The organism is Mucilaginibacter sp. GW822-FHT03E02 (genome assembly GCF_058801545.1).
This window is the reverse complement of sequence record NZ_JBXANJ010000001.1, coordinates 2097075-2113121: the sequence shown is the minus strand read 5'-3', so window position 1 is coordinate 2113121 and position 16047 is coordinate 2097075. Positions and strand designations below refer to the sequence as shown.

11 protein-coding genes and 2 rRNA genes are annotated in these 16047 nt (G+C 42.7%); 8 read left to right on the top strand and 5 right to left on the bottom strand.

The window, feature by feature from the left end; all coding sequences use genetic code 11:
* Positions 1 to 170 precede the first annotated feature (170 nt).
* The 5 genes from AC1RM2_RS08975 to AC1RM2_RS08955 all read left to right on the top strand — a co-directional run bounded on the left by AC1RM2_RS08975 (position 171) and on the right by AC1RM2_RS08955 (position 5685).
* A 23S ribosomal RNA gene (locus AC1RM2_RS08975) occupies positions 171 to 3050 on the top strand.
* 224 nt (positions 3051 to 3274) lie between these two features.
* Positions 3275 to 3386 (top strand): 5S ribosomal RNA (gene rrf, locus AC1RM2_RS08970).
* 285 nt (positions 3387 to 3671) lie between these two features.
* Positions 3672 to 4028, top strand: a complete 357-nt coding sequence (locus AC1RM2_RS08965; RefSeq protein ID WP_492982898.1) for an ISAon1 family transposase N-terminal region protein — start codon at positions 3672 to 3674, stop codon at positions 4026 to 4028.
* Positions 4021 to 5004: an ISAon1 family transposase gene (locus AC1RM2_RS08960; protein ID WP_492982900.1), complete on the top strand. Its 984-nt coding sequence runs from the start codon at positions 4021 to 4023 to the stop codon at positions 5002 to 5004. The genes AC1RM2_RS08965 and AC1RM2_RS08960 overlap by 8 nt, the downstream gene beginning before the upstream one ends.
* 474 nt (positions 5005 to 5478) lie before the next feature.
* Positions 5479 to 5685, top strand: a complete 207-nt coding sequence (locus AC1RM2_RS08955; protein ID WP_492984695.1) for a hypothetical protein — start codon at positions 5479 to 5481, stop codon at positions 5683 to 5685.
* Positions 5686 to 5747: 62 nt separating this feature from the next.
* Here AC1RM2_RS08955 and AC1RM2_RS08950 read toward each other — a convergent pair whose 3' ends face one another.
* The 3 genes from AC1RM2_RS08950 to AC1RM2_RS08940 all read right to left on the bottom strand — a co-directional run bounded on the left by AC1RM2_RS08950 (position 5748) and on the right by AC1RM2_RS08940 (position 8332).
* A complete protein-coding gene (locus AC1RM2_RS08950; protein ID WP_492984694.1) occupies positions 5748 to 6266 on the bottom strand; it encodes a hypothetical protein in 519 nt (172 codons plus the stop codon).
* 149 nt (positions 6267 to 6415) lie between these two features.
* Positions 6416 to 6970 carry a hypothetical protein gene (locus tag AC1RM2_RS08945; protein WP_492984693.1) on the bottom strand — a complete coding sequence of 185 codons (555 nt, stop codon included), beginning with the start codon at positions 6968 to 6970 and terminating at the stop codon, positions 6416 to 6418.
* Positions 6971 to 8008: 1038 nt separating this feature from the next.
* Positions 8009 to 8332 carry a hypothetical protein gene (locus AC1RM2_RS08940; protein WP_492984691.1) on the bottom strand — a complete coding sequence of 108 codons (324 nt, stop codon included), beginning with the start codon at positions 8330 to 8332 and terminating at the stop codon, positions 8009 to 8011.
* Positions 8333 to 9195: 863 nt separating this feature from the next.
* Between AC1RM2_RS08940 and AC1RM2_RS08935 the strand changes: the two genes are divergently transcribed.
* From AC1RM2_RS08935 to AC1RM2_RS08925, 3 genes are all read left to right on the top strand, one after another.
* The gene (locus tag AC1RM2_RS08935) at positions 9196 to 9378 is read left to right on the top strand and encodes a hypothetical protein (RefSeq protein WP_492984690.1); all 183 of its coding nucleotides are present in this window, start codon (positions 9196 to 9198) and stop codon (positions 9376 to 9378) included.
* A gap of 28 nt (positions 9379 to 9406) precedes the next feature.
* Complete coding sequence (locus AC1RM2_RS08930; protein WP_492984689.1) at positions 9407 to 12625, top strand: P-loop NTPase fold protein; 3219 nt, start codon at positions 9407 to 9409, stop codon at positions 12623 to 12625.
* A gap of 537 nt (positions 12626 to 13162) precedes the next feature.
* A complete protein-coding gene (locus tag AC1RM2_RS08925) occupies positions 13163 to 13879 on the top strand; it encodes a hypothetical protein (RefSeq protein ID WP_492984687.1) in 717 nt (238 codons plus the stop codon).
* A gap of 581 nt (positions 13880 to 14460) precedes the next feature.
* Here the strand turns inward: AC1RM2_RS08925 and AC1RM2_RS08920 are convergent.
* Together AC1RM2_RS08920 and AC1RM2_RS08915 are read right to left on the bottom strand one after the other, a co-directional pair.
* The gene (locus AC1RM2_RS08920; RefSeq protein ID WP_492984685.1) at positions 14461 to 14955 is read right to left on the bottom strand and encodes a hypothetical protein; all 495 of its coding nucleotides are present in this window, start codon (positions 14953 to 14955) and stop codon (positions 14461 to 14463) included.
* Positions 14956 to 15044: 89 nt separating this feature from the next.
* On the bottom strand, positions 15045 to 15314 hold the full coding sequence (locus AC1RM2_RS08915) for a hypothetical protein (RefSeq protein WP_492984684.1): 270 nt from the start codon (positions 15312 to 15314) through the stop codon (positions 15045 to 15047).
* Positions 15315 to 16047: the final 733 nt, after the last annotated feature.

Genomic DNA, 16047 nt, shown 5'->3' with positions numbered 1-16047 from the left:
AAGAAGTAATAAAAAAGAGAAGACAACAGTATAGAGACGGTTGTTGGCTTTAAAGGATTACGAGAACAAAGGTAAAGAGGTAGCAATACCAATGAACTAATGAACGAGTGAACCAATGAACGGCAACTTTATCAAAAAGCATACATACCGAGCAAAAGGCGGTATAGTAGAAGAAAGTAAGAAAGGGTACACGGGGGATGCCTTGGCTCTCAGAGGCGATGAAAGACGTGATAAGCTGCGATAAGCTGCGGGGATCAGCAAATATGAATTGATCCGCAGATTTCTGAATGGGGAAACCTAACTATTTGAAGAATAGTTGCATAAATGCGCAAACCTGCTGAACTGAAACATCTAAGTAAGCAGAGGAAGAGAAAATAATAATGATTTCCTGAGTAGTGGCGAGCGAAAGGGAAGAAGCCCAAACCAATTATGTTACGGCATAATTGGGGTTGTAGGACCACAACATGAATACTAAACAAAACCGGAATGGGGTGGGAAACCCGGCCATAGAGCATGACAGCTGCGTACGGGTAATGAATAGTAGGATAGTGGTATCCTGAGTACCGCGAGGTCGGAGACGCCTTGTGGGAATCTGCCGGCACCATCCGGTAAGGCTAAATACTCCTGAGAGACCGATAGTGAACCAGTACCGTGAGGGAAAGGTGAAAAGAACCCCGAACAGGGGAGTGAAATAGAACCTGAAACCGTGTACTTACAAGCGGTCGGAGCGGATTTGTTCCGTGACGGCGTGCCTTTTGCATAATGAGCCTACGAGTTACTCTTTCCTGGCAAGGTTAAGTGTTTAAGACACGGATCCGAAGCGAAAGCGAGTCTGAATAGGGCGTATAGTCAGGGGAGGTAGACGCGAAACCTTGTGATCTACCCATGGACAGGTTGAAGGTGCCGTAACAGGTACTGGAGGACCGAACCGATAAACGTTGAAAAGTTTCCGGATGATTTGTGGGTAGGGGTGAAAGGCTAATCAAACTGGGAAATAGCTCGTACTCCCCGAAATGTTTTTAGGAACAGCCTGGCGGTTGAGTTAATAAGAGGTAGAGCTACTAATTGGGTGCGGGGGAGTCAAATCCTACCAAATCCAGATAAACTCCGAATGCTTATTAATATACGCTGGAGTGAGGCTCTGGGTGCTAAGGTCCAGGGCCGAGAGGGAAAGAACCCAGACCATCAGCTAAGGTCCCCAAATTACTGCTAAGTTGAACTAACGAGGTCCGATTGCACAGACAGCTAGGATGTTGGCTTGGAAGCAGCCATTCATTTAAAGAGTGCGTAACAGCTCACTAGTCGAGCGATCGGGCATGGATAATAAACGGGCATCAAGCAGTATACCGAAGCTATGGATTTGCAGCAATGCATCTGGTAGGGGAGCATTCTATTATCCGGCGAAGCAGGAGGGACAACCGACTGTGGAGGGAATAGAAAAGCAAATGTAGGCATAAGTAACGATAAGGCGGGAGAGAAACCCGCCCACCGAAAGACTAAGGTTTCCTGATCAACGCTAATCGGATCAGGGTTAGTCGGGGCCTAAGGTGAAGCCGAAGGGCGTAGCCGATGGACAACTGGTTAATATTCCAGTACTTTTTATAACTGCGATGCGGTGACGGAGTAGTGACACTGACGCGAACTGACGGAATAGTTCGTTAAAGGCCGTAGGTATAGGATTTGTAGTTAAGTACGCAGATCTTGCTGAAAGCTGATAGTATACCAAATCTTCGGAGGCGGTAATAGTTCAGGTAATCAGACTTCCAAGAAAACCCGCTAAGCTTCAGGTTATAAAAACCCGTACCGTAAACCGACACAGGTAGTCGAGGAGAGAATCCTAAGGTGCTCGAGTGAATCATGGCTAAGGAACTCGGCAAAATGGCCCTGTAACTTCGGGAGAAGGGGCGCTTTCAGCAATGGAAGCCGCAGTGAAAAGGCCCAGGCGACTGTTTAACAAAAACACATGGCTATGCAAAATCGAAAGATGACGTATATGGCCTGACACCTGCCCGGTGCCGGAAGGTTAAGAGGGGATGTTAGTCGCAAGGCGAAGCATTGAATCGAAGCCCCGGTAAACGGCGGCCGTAACTATAACGGTCCTAAGGTAGCGAAATTCCTTGTCGGGTAAGTTCCGACCTGCACGAATGGTGTAACGATCTGGGCGCTGTCTCAGCCATGAGCTCGGTGAAATTGTGGTATCGGTGAAGACGCCGGTTACCCGCAACGGGACGGAAAGACCCCATGCACCTTCACTACAACTTAACATTGATATCGGATACAGGATGTGTAGGATAGGTGGGAGACTGTGATGTGGCTTCGCCAGGAGTCATTTAGTCAACGTTGAAATACCACCCTTTCTGTATTTGGTGTCTAACTCTGCAATGTGGAGGACATTGTTTGGCGGGTAGTTTGACTGGGGTGGTCGCCTCCAAAAAGGTAACGGAGGCTTTCAAAGGTAAGCTCAGTACGCTTGGTAACCGTACGTGGAGTGCAATAGCATAAGCTTGCTTGACTGTGAGGCAGACAAGCCGAGCAGGGTCGAAAGACGGATATAGTGATCCGGTGGTTCTGCATGGAAGGGCCATCGCTCAAAGGATAAAAGGTACGCTGGGGATAACAGGCTGATCTCCCCCAAGAGCTCATATCGACGGGGAGGTTTGGCACCTCGATGTCGGCTCGTCACATCCTGGGGCTGGAGAAGGTCCCAAGGGTTGAGCTGTTCGCTCATTAAAGTGGCACGCGAGCTGGGTTCAGAACGTCGCGAGACAGTTCGGTCCCTATCTGTTGTGGGCGCAGGAAGTTTGAGTGGGGCTGACCTTAGTACGAGAGGACCGGGTTGGACTAACCTCTGGTGAATCTGTTATGGCGCCAGCTGTATTGCAGAGTAGCTACGTTGGGAATAGATAAGCGCTGAAAGCATCTAAGTGCGAAACTAGCCACAAGATGAGACTTCCATTGAGGGTCGTAGCAGACTACTACGTTGATAGGTCATAGGTATAAAGGTGGTGACATCATAGCCGAGTGATACTAATTGCCCGAAGCTTTCTCATAGCAGGTAATAATAGTGGTTGATGGCAAATGGATCATAGTTCATAGTAATATGTGCGATGAACCATGAACTATCAACCATGAACACACTAATATTGTTGTTTTCTCTGATTAATTACTTCTTTCAATAATATGTCAATAGATATGAGATATTAGATGTGAGATATGAGACCGGGCGCAAGTCAATCTCAATACTCAAATCTCAATACTCAAATCTAAAAGAAATTCAGGTGCCTATATCGGCGGTGTCTACCTCTTCCCATTCCGAACAGAGAAGTCAAGCCCGCCAGAGCCGATGGTACTGCGGTAAAACGTGGGAGAGTAGGTCGGTGCCAAATCTTAAATCAAGCCCTTGCTGGAAACAGTCAAGGGCTTTTTTGCGTTCAGGAAGTTTGGTCATTGGTCATTTCGCTGCGCTGTCATTGGTCATTGGTGTTCGGTTGGATACCATACCGTTCGGGTGTTCGGGGGCGAACAGTTTACTTGCTTACAATCAGTAGTTTAGGTGTTCGGATGCCTCCGTGAACATAAAATTCACAGGCTAATCAGGGATCAGTCCGAAAAGTTGTGGGCGAATAAAAAAAGTATTTGTTTTGCGGCAGGAATAACAAATACGAATACCCTTGTCAGCAGCATACGAAACCCTTGTCCGTTTAATCTTACCAGAAGGTATCTTAGCATATTTTGAGCTTATAAATGTTAATTCTTCAGAAAATGGGCAGCTAAACATTTACCTGGAAGAAAAGAACCTCGCTCCATCGGGGTATGAAAAGGCACAACTTGAATCAAAAGGTTTCTTACCGGAAACAGCTATACAGGACTTTCCCATCCGCGGTCATAAAGTAGCTCTTTGTATCAAAAGACGCAGGTGGGAAGTAAAAACAAGTGGAGAGATCATCACAAGAGACTGGGATTTAGTAAGAAAAGGTGCGCGAATGACAACAGAATTCGGCACTTTTTTAAAAGGTATATTTGGATAATCATCCTATTAGCAGCCATTTATTAGGCAAGTTATATCAGGTGGACGGCAAGCAGCTCGGTCAGCAATATAAAGATCACCTGAGTGATTTTCAGAGCTGGGGCCAGAAAGAGCATGCAGAGGAGTGGATGCTGTTTGCAGATAATATAGGCCCTTACCTTAGTATAGATGAAACCGCCTTGAGCAACGGAGAACTGTATACCATTGTTACCAATAAAGCAGCCAAAGGGGGTAAAAAGGCTATCGTAGCGATGATCAAAGGCACACAGGCCGAACAGATCATGGCTGTACTGGAGCGAATACCTGTCCGCAAAAGGAATAAAGTTAAGGAAGTGACGATGGATATGGCTGCTAACATGATCAAAGCTATCCGCAGGTGTTTCAATAATGCTGTGCGGGTTGTTGACCGGTTCCATGTACAAAAGCTGGCTTATGATGCTGCACAGGAAGCTAGGATCAAATATCGCTGGGAAGCATTAGAGCAAGAGAACAAAGCAATAGAGGACGCTAAAAAGAACAAGCAAAGCTATCAGCCTGAAGTATTTAGCAACGGGGATACTTTAAAACAATTACTGGCCAGAAGCAGGTATCTACTATTTAAACACCCATCTAAATGGACCGTATCACAGAAAGAAAGAGCTGATTTGTTGTTTCCAAGGTATCCCTTGTTGCTCAAAGCCTACAACCTGTCAATCCGGCTGGGGCAGATTTTCACTATCTGTAAAGACAAGCAGCAGGCGTTTAAAAGACTGGCAATCTGGTATAATGATGTAGAAGACGCAGGTATTGATGCTTTTAAAACTGTTGCCAGATCTGTAAAAACGCATTATGAATCTATCTTAAACTTCTTCGATAACAAGAGTACCAACGCATCTGCAGAATCTTTCAACGCTAAAGTCAAGGCTTTCAGAGCTACTTTAAGAGGTGTAAGGGATACTTCTTTCTTCTTATTCAGACTTGCTAATATCTATGCCTAACTTTTTATCCCCCCCCCACAAGAATTCCGCTTGATCCCTAATCAGTGCCTCCATCCGCAGGCATAACCATGCAATAATCCATCGATTTTCAAAATAGCACAGTGTAATATGGTATACCTGCCAATACCTCGCCGGCGCCTTATCTGCCACTGTTGGGTTACCTTCGGTTACCCTTAATGTTGTGATTATGCACCTTCCGGGTACCAGGGTTTTGGCCTGGGCTGTTTTCTGCCGGGGGTGAGTGGAAAAATCCATCATATTATATTGGCGATCTCTTTAACAGCGTTGCGCAGGGAGCAGGTATCCTACCGCAACACGTCTTTTCAGTCATAAAACTTCACACCCGCAATTCGTACCCTGTCCTTTGCAATTGTACCTCCGCCGTTTCAACCCCTTGTTTTTCAGGCTCACCTTTATTTAGGCGTGCACGGGTGTCTTTTCATGGCAACTTTACACCAACAAATTAAAAGCACCATGAAAAAGATCATTTTATTTATAGCCATCAGCCTTGGGGTGGCGTTGCAAACTGAAGCGCAAACAAGGGTAGTAGTACGCGCACCTGCCCGCAGGGTGGTAGTTGCCGCCAGGCCGCGGGTTGTAGTAGTGCAAGCCAGGCCCAGGGTTATGGTAGTGCGGCCGGTTGTGGCTCGCCGGGTTGTAGTACGCAGGCGGGTGTTGTAAACTGCTAAAATGTTTTAGTAGAAAGCCTGGTAACACCAGCCAAAAGCTAAAAGGGGCTACTGTTATTTCTTCAATAGCTCAACCGAATTCAAGAACACATCGTTATTTTGGGTCGCCAGGTTAGGGGGTACCCGGCACACAAATGAGTAAATTTTGCTGCCAATTAATATCATATGTATTATTGCCCTATTTTTATTAGTGTTTTCAACTCCCGAAAAACTATAGCTGGTATACGTTTTCCATTTGCCTATGGTGATATCTCCAAAAGTATAGGTCGGCTTTTTTGAAGCAAACCCCGCCCTTATTTGATTGGCAAATTCCTGGGTATCCTTCATGGGTGCCAGGCCTGCCGAATCCAGATGGGCTACAACCTCAAAATCTATCACGCCGGCGCTATATATAACACTGTCTTTCGCCTTTACGGTATAACTTTCGGCGCCGTTCTTACTTACCTTTTCGGGTTCGGCCGGGAATTTTACGGATAGTTTTTCGCCCAGGTTTTGAGTTACCCAATTGGTTTGGGCCTTAGCCGCTGCCGATAGCATCAGCATGCTTAATAAAAGGTAATAGGTTTTTTTCATTTCCAATAAAAATATCATATTATTTCAAATAATCCTAATGTAAAGTCAATAGTACTAAGTATTAAGTCAAAAGCCCAATTTATTCTTTTTGACTTAGAACTTAAAACTTTCGACTAAGGACTATCCCTCATTGCACGATTAACATCCCCTTAATACGATTCCAAAAATTCATCTATCGTACCTTCGCTATCCAGGTTTTGTATGGCGTTGGCCAGCTTCAATTCGCCCTTGGCCAGTGCGATGGCTGTTAACGCTGCCGAAGCCAGGCTCAAGTCCCAGGGTTGGCTTATGGCCTCAACGGCCAGTTGGCCTAAGTTGGTTATGGCTTCATTGTAGGCAGGGTATAAGGCCCTGGGTAGCGGCGGGTTATCCTTATGCCGTTGTATTTCAATGACCGAAACAAGCCCCAGTACATTATAATCAACAAATTGCTGTTCGCGGGCTATCCTCACCAAATGCGGAACGGCATAATACGATGCCAGGCCCACATCGCCCTGGTGGTGCAGCTCGTTCCATAACTCCTGGTAAATAAGGTTGATGGTTTGCTTGTCGTTTGCCTGCTCCAGTTTTTTTAAGGCTACCGAAGCATTGTATGGCGTGCGTTTGTAGCCGCCCTCTAAAGTATCCCATTTGGGGTCGTCAAGCTGTAAAGCCGGTTCGTTTACCGGTTTTTTAGGGAAAAAATCACCCAATCTGATGGCCATGCGGTTTTCGTTTTTCAAATATAAGCAAACTGAAATGCCAAAAGCAACCACCATGCGCAAAGCCGCGCCCCTCAAATAACATTGAGCTAAACGCATTTAGCATTTAGGTTTTTAGTTTAGCACCTAATTCATCATTCCCCAAATCCTTCATCTAAAATCCTCTCACCCATCCATCTTGCTACTTGCTACTTACTACTTGCTACTTCAAATAGGCGTTTCCCCGTTGGTAAAAACGGGGCCGGGCTTTACATTCATACGCCTGCAGGCATTACGCTCGTGGGCCGGTACCCATTTCAATCCCTAACGCGAACGCGGGGGATACCTTTGTGGTAGCTGGGGGATGGCCTGCAACGGAGATATAGTTAAACAAATGTTCTGAACTACCGTCATTGCGAGTATCCACCAGCCTATGCTTGAAAAAACAGTAATGAGATAATTGTAAACGGGGCTTTTGTAGAGACGCAACATTTTGCGTCTCCCGCATGCGTCTCCCGCATGCAAATCCCGCATGCAAATTGAGCCTGTAAATTTTGAATGTCCTGGGGGAGACGCAAAGTATTGCGTCTCTACATTAAAAAAAACTCTGATAATCAACAGCTTACAATCATGTCATTATAAGGTACGAAGCAATCCCGAACAATGTGGGACTTAGCATGTAGGGGATTGCTTCGTACCTCGCAATGACGGATATTTTATATTGATAGTCAATAACTTACAATTACGTCGTTATAGGGAACGAAGAAATCTCTGGGCTATGAAGCACGGCTATGCATGGTGTATACTTAGCATGAGCGCCACAAGGGTGGACCCCCCTGCTGTAGCTGTGCGTAATTGCAGCTATTGCTTTGTATAATAAGTTTGCTGGTCGAAATTGTACATTGTAGTAAAGTTAAGGTTGAACTCAGAATCCCCGAGACCTGAATATTGGTTATGAAGCTGCAGTGATGTGCTATTGAGGGTTACAATCTCCTGGCCGTACTCATCTGTTTCGCCTTGCTGGGCTATCAGGATATTTTTTCCTGATATTCTGTACTTAAGTCACGAATTAGTATCTGCAATAAGTTTGTATGTACCATTGCTCATCCGTATCTTTTTAGGTGTAACAATATAAGCGGTGCCATCAGCATTAATTATAAATAAATCACCAATAAGCCTTTTAGGGTCATAAAGCACCGTTGTATCTACCTTAGGCACATTTGCCAAAGTGCTTACCTTGGTATGTATCTTAATTAATCCCCATGTGCCCACTATAAGTTTTGCAGTAGCATTGTTGCTGGTGTTGGTAGCAGTGCCGTCGTTTTTTTTACAGGCCGCCAAAAGCAATAGGGCACCCAGTGTAGTAATTGTGATAAGTTGTTTCATGCCCGGTTTCGGTTTTATAAAGCAAATATATAAATTATCCCAATCCGTGCGCAAGCGTACGTCACACCTAAACCCGAACGCTTCATCAATCCCCGCTTTTTAGCGCAGGCCTTGCGCGCCGGTTTGTGCTATGGCAAACCTTTGCTTCAATCATATCCTGTCTTCCAAGTCACAAGTCATCATCCCGGCAGGCAGCTGCATAAGAATGCGCCAAGGGGGGGAGGGGGTGCTACAACAGACCTGTGCTTCAATCATATCTTGCCTTCGAAGCTGCTCCAGAGGAGCAAAAGCTTTGTAGAAAAACCTAATAAATTTTTGCGTGCCAGAGGTACGCTACCTAAGGTTCCGTACCTCTGGCACGGAGCACCATTTTTGTTTTTTGCTACAAAGCTATTCCCCCGCTGGGGGAGAAAATGGTTTTGGCGCAGGTATCCGGGTTGTGCAGGTTGTATACTTAGCATGATGACCACAAGGGTGAACCCTTGCGGTAGCGGGGCTCAAATAACATTCAGCTAAACGCATTTAGCATTTAGGTTTTTAGTTTAGCACCCAATTAATCCCCAGTCCACCATCCAAACTTTTGTCCCAAAGTATGGCCATCATCTAAAAAATACGCCAAAAATCTAACATCTCATATCTCACATCTCAAATCTCAAATCTAATCCTGGCGTTTCCCCGTTGGTAGAAACGGGGCCGGGCTTTACATACGCCTGCAGGCATTACGCTCGCGGGCCGGTACCCATTTCAATCCCTAACGCGAACGCGGGGACCCTGCGGTAGCTGGAGTAATACGGATTGCTGGCGCACGCGTGTCGCGTGTGTCCTATTCGTTAACCCAGTTCTTAACTATAAACGACGGAAAAATGTTGCAGACCTATCAGCGGGGCACACGCGACACGCGTGCGCCAGCGGGGGAAACTTTTAGAACCCCTTTTTGCGTGATTGATACCAATGAACAACTGGAATATGGCATTTTAACCGAACTTGCAGGTTCGTTCCATAATAATTATTTAGCAAAACTTGTGCCGTCGATAACAAAGGCATAATTTGCATGAGCTGAATAAACCTTATCAAATGATTCAAAATAAAGTATCTGTTAAATTAGACAACCTTTTTAGTTCTAATGCCGATTCGTTGGTAATACCAAGATCTACTATCGGAACTATTAGTTCCGGTATAAAAGATGATGCGCTTAAACGGCTGAAAATTGAGCTGCCAGATAAATTGCCATATAGGGCATTAGGGCATTTAGATGTTACCCACCACACCAATCTCCGTGAAAATAATCGTGCTTCAGTATATTACTTATTGATGGCAACCTGTGTAGATAATAACACCAGTAATCTTGATGCCATAGAGCAAATCGCAAATGAAATTGCAGCCTTCACGCGCCAACACCCTGAAATAAGAGAGGTGGCAACTCCTTTGATCGGTACCGGAGCAGGAAGACTTGATCATATAGAAGTTTTTGAGTTAATGACCCGGATATTTATGAGGGAATCTGCCGAGGAGTGCAGGCTTCAAATTTATATCCCCGATGAAAACAATTATTATAAAGTAAAGAATATTGAGGAGCGGTTACTAATTGAGTTAGAAGATAAGCATGATTTACCCGATGAGCTTACCGGAGATATAAAACCACTTCAGGACTACTTAAATATACATCCATGTTATATGGTTGGGGCAAGTTGGAAAAACAACGATCAGTCTGAACGTTTCTTTAAAGATGGAATATGGGAAAATGGGTATGATGAAAAATTTATAGGATTAGTCAAAAAAGTGCCGGTAGGAAGCTTACTTGTCCTGAAATCCACCTATGCTACGAAACAAAAATTAAGCTATCTCAGACTTAAAGGAGCCGGATTCGTTACCGAAAATATCGGTGATGGAAAACACTTGGTGGTTGACTGGAGGGTTAAAAATATTGGGGAAGATATTGCTGACAAAGGATCATATCGTAGTACGATCTCTAAGATTGATGTTTCAGCTACGCTCAAAATTGTTAAGTCTATTAAAAAATTGGAAGCCTTTGTCCGAAACCTATTCAAGGAACAGAACTCTGAGCCTATTCAAAGGCAAGCTTATAGACCTATTTCAAAAATTGCAGGATTGATTGGGGATTCAGACTCAGGGACGGATCAACTGGATATTCGGCGTGATGTTATAGCATTTGCTAAGATCATGGCATCCAAAAGTTTTCAGCCTCCATTAGCTATTGCTTTGTTTGGCAAATGGGGTTCAGGGAAAAGTTTTTTTATGAAAAAGCTAATCCATCAAGTCGAACGGTTTTCTTTAAGTAACAATGAAGATATTTATTGCCGGGGTATTGCGCAGATCCACTTTAATGCATGGTCTTATCTCGACGCTAACTTATGGGCAAGTATTGTTAGCCGAATTTTTGAAAAACTTCATGACTATATTAGAAAAGATGGCTCAAATGATAATGATAAAGACGCGATTGAGGCAGAATTAAAAAGTAAACTTTTGGTTGTAAATGAAGAAGTATCCTTAATTGATAAACAAAAATCGGAAGTCGAGGCAAAAATTCAGATTCTAAATGATGAAAAGGATAAGCTGAAAAGCAACTTGGAAGCTAAGACACAATCGATAGGCAAGGATTCCTTGAAAAAACTACTACAACAAGTAGATAATGAATTTGAAGTCGCAAAGAAAATTGATAATGCTATTATAGAAAACACCTCCTTTATTGCTAACAGAGAAGAGCTTGAAAAGATCATTCCCAAAGAATATTTAGAACACCCAGACAAAGCCTACGAAAAAGCAAAATCTGTTTTGACATTTATCAGGGCTTTTTTTGACAAAAAGAATATTGGTTGGAATATTTTCTGGGTCGGAATTATCATTCTTCTAATCATTTTCGTTCCTGTTGCCTTGGTCCAAGTGGTTCCGCGGCTTAAGTCGATTAATATCGCTATCCCTTCTTTTCAGGTGATTGCAACAATTTCAGCAATTGGTTTACCCATGTGGAAACGTTTCACGGTTACCTACCAAAATTGGTCACCTGTAGTTGCAGCATTTTGGAAGATAAAAGCTGATTATGATAAGGAAATTGAAAATGCTCTTTTTGTGCAACAACAACGGGAAAAAGAAATCAAACTGGAAATAGAAAACGCACAAAATCAAATCGGCTCATTAGATCAGCAGTTACAGATTTCCTCGAAAATATTAAACGATCTGGAATTTAAAATTAAGCATGCGCTGGCCACTGAAGCCCTTTATGGTTTTATCGAAAAGAGATGCAAAAGTGATGATTATCGAAAGCATCTTGGCATTGTATCCATTATTCGTAATGACTTCGATACACTCAGTAAATTTTTTATGGGCCATCAGGAGGAAGCAAAACTTTTCAGAGACAAATTTGATAAGCCCTTAGAAAGGATCATACTTTATATAGATGATCTTGACCGTTGCCCGGAAGAGAGAGTAGTGGAAGTATTAGAGGCGGTAAATTTGTTGATGGCTTTCCCATTATTTGTCGTGGTTGTTGGCGTTGACCCAAGATGGATTAAGAATGCGTTGATTAAAAGGTATCAATTCCAATTCGCACAAGTTTCTGATCCCCATTTAAAGCTTGAACAAATAGAAGCCTCAGACTATCTTGAAAAGATATTTCAAATTCCTTTTCATATAAAGCCGGCAACCGACCAAAGTGTAAAAGGAATGATAGCTTCACTTAGTCAAACAAAAGAGGTAATATTAACCCAGCCAGAAGTAAGAACAGAATTGATAAAATCTATTCCAAATGTTATTGAATCTGAAGAAGAGGTGATGGATGACGAAACAGTCGAGGAAATTGAATTGACTGAAAAGGACCAGGTTAAAGAAAGTGAATATCTTATCCTGACGATTAAGGAATCGCAATTATTACAAGATATGTCTTCCATTGTTGGAAATAATCCAAGGGCCATTAAAAGATTCGTTAACATTTATCAGATCGTCCGTGCTCACGAGGGATTTGATTATATGAAAACGGAAGAAGACAGAGAGTTTTTGGTAGTTATGTTCTTATTGGCATTGTACAACGGTCACTATAGAAAGTTAATTGGTCACTTTGTTAAGTATATGAATGGTTACGGGAATGACAACAAAAGCCTCTCAAGTTTTATACAAGATAATGTTATCAGTAATGAGGATAATGTCACTACCCTTAAACATGAACTCGACGTTGTACTTTCAGATCACAAGAGTTATTACATCTTGCAAAACGAGGTCATGGCGACATTTAAGAAGCATCATGAATTTATTCAACGATTCACATTTGATGAGGTGTAGTTTTCAACAATCGGGTTTATACGTATTCTTATTTGAAGTATTTCAGATTTGCGTTTGTATTCATAAATTTTAGTGAGGTGGTTTTTATCATAACGGAGAATAGAAGTTTCGTTGATAGATTATTGATAACCTAAGAAACGGTTATAAAAACAGCATATCTGCTTAATTATAGAGTTCTCAAGTGACCATTGGACGTAAATCAAATGGCATTTCGATATATGACGATAGCGATATAAGTCTACCTGATTAGTGTAAGAATAAATTAAGTATTTTGGCAAGTGTCACTGTCTGCCTTATCTGTAAGGCATTCACGCAATGGCAAAAAGACTTGCCCCTACTAAGGATACTCAATTATTTGCATATGCGATCAGATCTTGCGCCGGAACGTGGTGGTCACGTTCATCAGAATCTCCAGTCTTATCTATTACATCAAATAATTTCAATACGCAAATAGGTTGCGTACTAATATTGTTAATTTGCAATGAAAGCTGAATTAATAATGTAGATAAAAGCAAACAAAATTTAACATTTCCGTCAATGACAAGATTTTATGAAACCAGAGCTAACGCATTATATTATTGGATCAATAACACAAATAGAATAATCACCGATCAATACTCCTTAATTGATACCGATGACATCAAGGACACATATGAATGTAAATGGCAAACCAAAAGCACCTGTGGTCATGTAAGTGTATTTTGTAGTTTGGGCGATTGGGCATCAAATATTACTGATATTTTAAGGGACGAATCTTTAGATAGAAGCTATTTTGAAAATAATAATGAGGCAAAAAGACTCTATCGTTACTATACCCGGTTATTATTGGTTGTGTCGGAAATTTTAACCGATTTTCAGGATTTGTATTTACAAGCTGAGGGTTTAAAATCCAATAAGAAAAATAAGGACATTGCAAGGGATTTTTTATATTCTATTCCTGAAATTTCGGTGTACCCCATACAGGATTTGTTTGATTACATTAATACTGTTTGTAAACATAAAACGACGAATATCCATAAATGTAACCATCATTTGCCATTCTACTTTTCTGATAACACGATAGAAACGCAGGTATTGAGCGATTTAATACACATCAAAAACGTGGAATTTAATCCATCTAAAACAGGCATTCTAATGCCTAAGTTGCAGCAAATATTGAGTGCCGTTATCATATGCTATAAAAACATGGATTATTATTTTAATGAACTTGGAAATCCTGGATTTGAAAGAATATGCAAATCTTATTCAGTATAATTTAATCTTCACATCTAATTATGATTGAAAACCTAACCACATTATCATACTCTCTTTTTAATAATAAAGGCGTATGTTCACTCTTTTTAGGATTACTCTGTCTTTGTTGGTGTTCATCCCAAAGCTGGCGCACGCGTGTCGCGTGTGCCCCGCTGATAGGTAAACGCCATGCTTAGTATTGAAAATGCAAATCCCGAATGTTAAATCACACCCGGTTTTTTCGTTCATCCGCAACTCGCGTTAAGGATTGCAGTGAAAAGCCCACAGCGCGCACAGGCCCTTGCGGCAAAGACAAGGCGAGGACTTGTAACGGAAAGCCTGACCGCCGCTTCTACCAGCGGGGGTAACGCCCATATTTTAATTTCGAAAGGAAGTACTAAATGCCCGCACTTTGTTGGAGTTGTCCTCCAACAAACTCGTTTCCCGTATGATGATGCATAACACCAAACCTTTTTAGCGCAGGTCTTGAGCACCGGTTGTACTACGGCAGACCTGGGCTTCAATGATATCTTGTCTTGGAAGTCACAAGTCATCCACCCCGGCAGCTGCCGCACAAGACTTGCGCAAAGGGTTAATATCGTTTATTTGTCTTTTTGGTGAAGGGCATTATGCTCAGAGCTCTTGACAAACCGTTTGCTATTGTCCTTCCATTCCCAATATTCTGGTTTATAAGGCAAGCCTGTTTCTACAACATCAGGATCAACAAGCATTAAGCGACTATTTGACTTAAATCTAAATTCCTCCGCGGCTGTTATCCCGTTATATACAATGCCCGTTTTTATATCTACAACAGCAGATGCCTTACATGGCGAACCACACCCCCAATAAACAAAGCAATAGTGTCCGGCGAAGTTTAGACCCATAACCTCACCAAATTCGTTTTTAGGCTCCTTGCTATTATATGTGTTTCTGATCCTTGTCCTGTATCTCTCCGCTAAGTCGTTACCTTTTATTCTGAGGCTTGCTTTATGACCGGTATATAATGGAACCTTATACTGACTAAATGTAGGTTGTTGAGCAATAGTCTTTGAGGTAGTTAAACAAAAAAGAAGGGTAATTAGGTGATAAGGCTTCATATGGTTTTTAATCAAAGATATTTCTTATAGCTTACATTTCAAACTCTACGAGCCGCCCGCGAATAGAGGAAAGGATATTTGTTGAGAGTTTAGCGCATGTATTTAAACCAATCTTCAAGTAAGGCGCCGTTTTCATATATGTTTATCTCGTAATTACCCATCCCTACTGGAAATAATTGAATGCCACCGTCCTTGGGATTACCCCTTACAGCCCATGTAAAATCATTGTCATCGCAGATAGCCACAAACCTTAATTCGTTATTGGGTGTAACTTTAAATATCAGGCACTCAGGCTCTAATTGTATATCAAAGGGTTGATCATTTTCCCACAAGTCGAATTCAATGATATGGTTAATCATGTTTTAATTTATGTTGAGTTCTAAAGGTATAAATTATTTATGTCGTGAGCCAGCTGCGAATAGAGCAATCCGTCTGTGAAGAAACAGCTGCGAAGCAGCGGCTTCACAGAATGCTTCACAAGAAAGTGGCAGATCGTTTGATGAATGGCCTGTGCGGCGGCCCTCAAATGGCGTGACGCTTTCGAAGCGGATTGCGAGGCGCAGGTGAGCCTGTAGATACTGTCCGCGTTTGTCGATATTGTTACCGAGGCTGATATGTCACCCTTTCAGGGCTATTTGGTGGTGTGTTTTTAACCGATGGGCGATGCCCATCGCAGATGTATGTCGCCCTTTCAGGGCTGGCATGTCGGTGGGTTTTTAATGGCAATGCCCATTTCCAGGTGTATGCCCCCCCCTTCAGGGTTGAGATAGCGCATGTCTTATTCAGCTCATAGCTTTTTTTAGTACCCAGGAAATTTTTGAACTTTTCTGGCCCTGAAAGGGACTAATACACCAGCACCGGGCATCGCCCTGTGCTGCGAAGCGATACCCATGGGAGAGCCCTGAAAGGGTGGCATATGCCTGGCAAAACGTTGTGTATATAGTATATGTTACCCATATGTACAGGTCAGCGGCTGATATGCCACCCTTTCAGGGCTGTTTGGTTGGTGTGTTTTTAACCGATGGGCGATGCCCATCGCAGACGGATGTCACCCTTTCAGGGCTCTCCTGTCGATGGGCTTCTAATCGAATG

Coding starts and splice junctions, on each gene's coding strand:
- AC1RM2_RS08920 (WP_492984685.1), bottom strand. CDS start 14,955: ATGAAGCCTTATCACCTAATTACCCTTCTTTTTTGTTTAACTACCTCA.
- AC1RM2_RS08930 (WP_492984689.1), top strand. CDS start 9,407: ATGATTCAAAATAAAGTATCTGTTAAATTAGACAACCTTTTTAGTTCT.
- AC1RM2_RS08945 (WP_492984693.1), bottom strand. CDS start 6,970: ATGGCCATCAGATTGGGTGATTTTTTCCCTAAAAAACCGGTAAACGAA.
- AC1RM2_RS08955 (WP_492984695.1), top strand. CDS start 5,479: ATGAAAAAGATCATTTTATTTATAGCCATCAGCCTTGGGGTGGCGTTG.
- AC1RM2_RS08925 (WP_492984687.1), top strand. CDS start 13,163: ATGACAAGATTTTATGAAACCAGAGCTAACGCATTATATTATTGGATC.
- AC1RM2_RS08915 (WP_492984684.1), bottom strand. CDS start 15,314: ATGATTAACCATATCATTGAATTCGACTTGTGGGAAAATGATCAACCC.
- AC1RM2_RS08940 (WP_492984691.1), bottom strand. CDS start 8,332: ATGAAACAACTTATCACAATTACTACACTGGGTGCCCTATTGCTTTTG.
- AC1RM2_RS08950 (WP_492984694.1), bottom strand. CDS start 6,266: ATGAAAAAAACCTATTACCTTTTATTAAGCATGCTGATGCTATCGGCA.
- AC1RM2_RS08935 (WP_492984690.1), top strand. CDS start 9,196: ATGTTGCAGACCTATCAGCGGGGCACACGCGACACGCGTGCGCCAGCG.